This window comes from Streptomyces sp. SID14478 (genome assembly GCF_010548525.1).
Lineage (GTDB): Bacteria > Actinomycetota > Actinomycetes > Streptomycetales > Streptomycetaceae > Streptomyces.
The window spans coordinates 1-3,672 of sequence record NZ_JAAGMG010000567.1 but is presented as its reverse complement, the minus strand read 5'-3'; the positions used below and the strand labels follow the sequence as shown (position 1 = coordinate 3,672).

General features: G+C 72.4%; 3 protein-coding genes and 1 pseudogene. All 4 read right to left on the bottom strand.

Annotated features, from left to right (window positions below; translation table 11 throughout):
* Positions 1 to 1,113 (bottom strand): PucR family transcriptional regulator ligand-binding domain-containing protein (locus G3I40_RS18750; RefSeq protein ID WP_164303287.1); only part of this gene is annotated, 1,113 nt, incomplete at its 3' end.
* A 17-nt stretch (positions 1,114 to 1,130) separates the two neighbouring features.
* Positions 1,131 to 2,420, bottom strand: coding sequence for an aspartate aminotransferase family protein (locus G3I40_RS18745; protein ID WP_164303288.1), 1,290 nt, complete (start codon positions 2,418 to 2,420; stop codon positions 1,131 to 1,133).
* Positions 2,421 to 2,471: 51 nt separating this feature from the next.
* Entirely contained in the window at positions 2,472 to 3,314 is an 843-nt protein-coding gene (locus G3I40_RS18740) for a nitrilase-related carbon-nitrogen hydrolase (protein ID WP_164303286.1), read from the bottom strand.
* Between the two features lie 163 nt (positions 3,315 to 3,477).
* Positions 3,478 to 3,672 (bottom strand): annotated as a pseudogene (locus G3I40_RS18735) (hypothetical protein); the annotation flags it as partial.

Sequence of the window (3,672 nt, the reverse complement as noted above, 5' to 3'; positions counted from 1 at the left end):
CGTCTCGGCGCGCAGCCGGCACGCGAAGTGCACGGCGAGCGAGGCGGCGTCCTGGTCGCGGGCCATGCTGAGCAGCACGGCGGTGGCGTGCTCGGCGAGTTCGGCGACCAGCCCGGACAGGCCCAACAGGCGCAGTACGCGGTCGAGTTGTGCGGGTGCGCCGTCGCGTACGACGAGCGGGACGAAGGTGCGGCGGTTGACCGGGAGGCCGGCGGCCCTGGCCCGGGGCAGCAGGTGCCGGGCGGGGGCGACGCCGGAGACCAGGTCGGCGAGCAGGCACTGTGCGGACTGCTCCTCCCAGCTGGCCGCGGAGGCCCCGGACAGCATGCGGTGCAGGACGAGCGCTTCGGCGGCGCGGTCGGCGAGCAGGCGTCCGGTCGCGCCGTCGCCGCGGTACCCGCACAGGACGACGGAGCCCCAGCGTTCGCCGCGCCCGCCGAGGTCGGCCCGCATCCAGCCCTCGCCGTCGACTCCCCCCGGCTGCCGGGCGATCCGGTCCCAGTCGCGCAGGACGTCGTCGACGGCGGGCCGCTCCCCCGCGGTGGCGAGGACGCGGTGGGCGAGGTTGGTGACGACGACGGGGCAGGCGCTGTGCGCGGCGACCTCGTCGAGCAGGTTCTGCAGCGGGGCGCCCGCCGTGATGAGTCCGGTGAGCGCGGTGCGGATGCCCTCGGAGAGGCTGACGGCGGCGAACTTGCGCCGCACCAGCCGGGATTGGACCTCCTCGGTCAGCTCGGCGAAGGGGAACGGGCGGTGCAGCACGACCATCGGCAGCCCGTGCCGCTCGGCGGCCCGCCGCATGTGCTGCGGCGGGGCCGGGAAGGCGCGTCCCAGGCCGAGCACGAGGGCGGCGGCCTCGGCCCGGTGCAGGGACTCGATGTACGCGGTCTGGCTGCGGACGTCCCCCGCGAGCAGCACGCCGGTGGTGAGGATCATCTCGCCGCCGCTGAGCATGACGCCCACGTCCGCGGCCTCCGCCACGTGCACCCAGCGCACGGGGCGGTCGAGGTGGTCGGCCGCCGCGACCACCTCGGGCTCGCCCGCGGCGATGCGTTCCAGGGCGAGTATCTGCCGTACGGACAGGGCGTGTTCGGAACCGGTCGCGGTGCGCATGGTGCCGCCTTCTCGCTTCAGGGAGCCGTCCTCAGCGCCCGCTCCAAAAGGGCCGCGCCCTCCTCCGCCTCCGCCACCGTCAGCGACAGCGGCGGGGCGATGCGGAGCACGCTGGTGTCGTGGCCGCCGCCCTTGCCGATCAGCAGGCCGCCCGCGCGGCACGCCTCCAGGACCGCCGTCGCGGCCGCGGGGACCGCCTGGTCCGTGCCGGGCTTGACGAGCTCCACGCCGATCATGAGGCCCCGGCCGCGTACTTCGCGTACGCCCTCCACCTGCGCGGCGATGGCCCGCAGCCGCTCGATGAGCAGGCCGCCGACGCGCCGCGCGTTGCCCTGGAGGTCGTGTTCCAGGAGGTAGGAGAGGTTGGCGAGGCCGGCCGCCATGGTGATCGGGGAGCCGCCGAAGGTGGAGATGGAGTTGGCGTCGAGGCAGTTCATGACGTCGGCCCGCGCCACCACGCCGCCGATCGACATGCCGTTGCCGATGCCCTTGGCGAAGGTCAGGATGTCGGGCGGACCGGACTGGGCGTGCGCCTGCCAGCCCCAGAAATGGTCGCCGGTGCGGCCCCAGCCGGTCTGCACCTCGTCCGAGATCCACAGGATGCCGTGCTCCTGGAGCACGTCGCGAAAGCGCGCGTACAGGCCGTCCGGCGGGGACGTGAACCCGCCGACGCCCTGGACGGGCTCGGCGATGAGCGCCGCCACGTCGCCGCGCGTCTGGCCGAGCATGTCCCGCAGGTCGGCGACGCAGGCCTCGGTGAACTCGGCGTCGGACAGGTGCGCGTAGGGTCCGCGGCCCCGCACACCGCCGTGCACGTACAGCGTCTGCAGCGGCGACAGGCTGGTCGGCGACCAGCCCTGGTTGCCGGTGATGCCGACGGCGGAGAACGAGCGGCCGTGGTAGCTGTTGCGCATCGCGAGGATCTGGTTCGAGCGGCGGTGGGAGGTGGCGAGCAGCAGCGCCGCGTCGTTGGCCTCGGTGCCGGACGTGGTGAAGAAGACCCGGGCGTCCGGGATGCCCGACAACTGGGCGACGCGTTCGGCGAGTTCGACCATCGGGCGGTTCAGGTAGAGCGTCGAGGAGTGGATGATGCGGCCCGCCTGTTCGCTCACCGCCTTGGTCACCTCGGGCAGCGCGTGTGCCGTCATGGTGGTGAGGATGCCGCCGAAGAAGTCGAGGTACTTGTTCCCGTCGGCGTCCCAGACGTGGCGGCCCTCGCCGTGGGTGAGTTCGATCGGGTCGGCGTAGTACAGGGCCAGCCAGTCCGGCAGCGCGGCACGGTGGCGGGTGTGCAGGTCGGGAGTCATCACGGCAGCGGTGTCCCTTCGTCGGTCGGCACGGTGCGCAAGCGGGTCACGTCACGGCTGGACGAGTCCGTCGTAGGCGTCGGGGCGGCGGTCGCGGTAGAACGCCCACTGCTGCCGCACCTCGTCGATGAGGCCGAAGTCCAGGTCGCGCACGAGGAGTTCCTCGCTCTTGTCGCTCGCCGCCTCTCCGACGAGCTGTCCGCGCGGGTCGGCGAAGTACGACGTTCCGTAGAAGTCGTTGTCGCCGTACTCCTCCACGCCGACGCGGTTGATCGCGGCGACGAAGTACTCGTTGGCGACGGCCGCCGCGGGCTGCTCCAGCTGCCACAGGTACGCGGACAGGCCGCGGCTGGTGGCCGAGGGATTGTAGACGAGCTGCGCGCCGTTCAGGCCCAACTGCCGCCACCCCTCGGGGAAGTGGCGGTCGTAGCAGATGTAGACGCCGACCTTGCCGACGGCCGTCTCGAAGACCGGCCAGCCCAGGTTCCCCGGCTTGAAGTAGTACTTCTCCCAGAAGCCCTTCACCTGCGGGATGTGGTGCTTGCGGTACTTGCCGAGGTACGAGCCGTCGGCGTCGATCACGGCCGCGGTGTTGAAGTAGAAGCCGGACTGCTCGACCTCGAAGACGGGGACGACGATCACGAGGCCCGTCTCGCGGGCGAGTGCGCGCATCCGGGTCACGGTCGGGCCGTCCGGCACGGGTTCGGCCCAGCGGTAGTGCTCGGCCTCCTGGACCTGGCAGAAGTAGGGGGCGTTGAAGACTTCCTGGAAGCCGATGATCCGCGCGCCCTGCCGGGCCGCCTCGCGGGCGTGCTCCTCGTGCTTGACGAGCATGGATTCGGTGTCGCCCGTCCAGGTGGCCTGGACGAGTGCGGCGCGTACGACGGGGGCCATGTGCCGCTCCTTTGCCTGAGCCTCTACGCCCGTAGACCAGGTCGTAGAGGGACGAACGTAAGCCCACCCGGAAGGCTTGCCAAGACCATCGTCGCCAACCCGCTGGTTCGATTCTGTTTCGCACCCGTGCGGGTGACCCGGATCCGGGCCGCACGGTGCGGGCTCAGCCGGCGAGCCCCGCGACGCGCAGCGCGTGCAGCACGTCCCGGTACCGCTCGTCGGAGACGGTGCGGGCCACGGTGACGATCAGCGGGACGAGCCGTCCGGGGTCGCTGCGGGCACAGCGGGCCGCCTCCTCCGGGGTGCGGCTGCGCACGTACGCGTCGAGGAGCACGCGGGCCTCGCGCGGGTGGCCGGC

Excerpts from the sequence above, each read along its gene's own strand:
- G3I40_RS18745 (WP_164303288.1), bottom strand. The coding sequence starts at position 2,420 with ATGACTCCCGACCTGCACACCCGCCACCGTGCCGCGCTGCCGGACTGG.
- G3I40_RS18740 (WP_164303286.1), bottom strand. The coding sequence starts at position 3,314 with ATGGCCCCCGTCGTACGCGCCGCACTCGTCCAGGCCACCTGGACGGGC.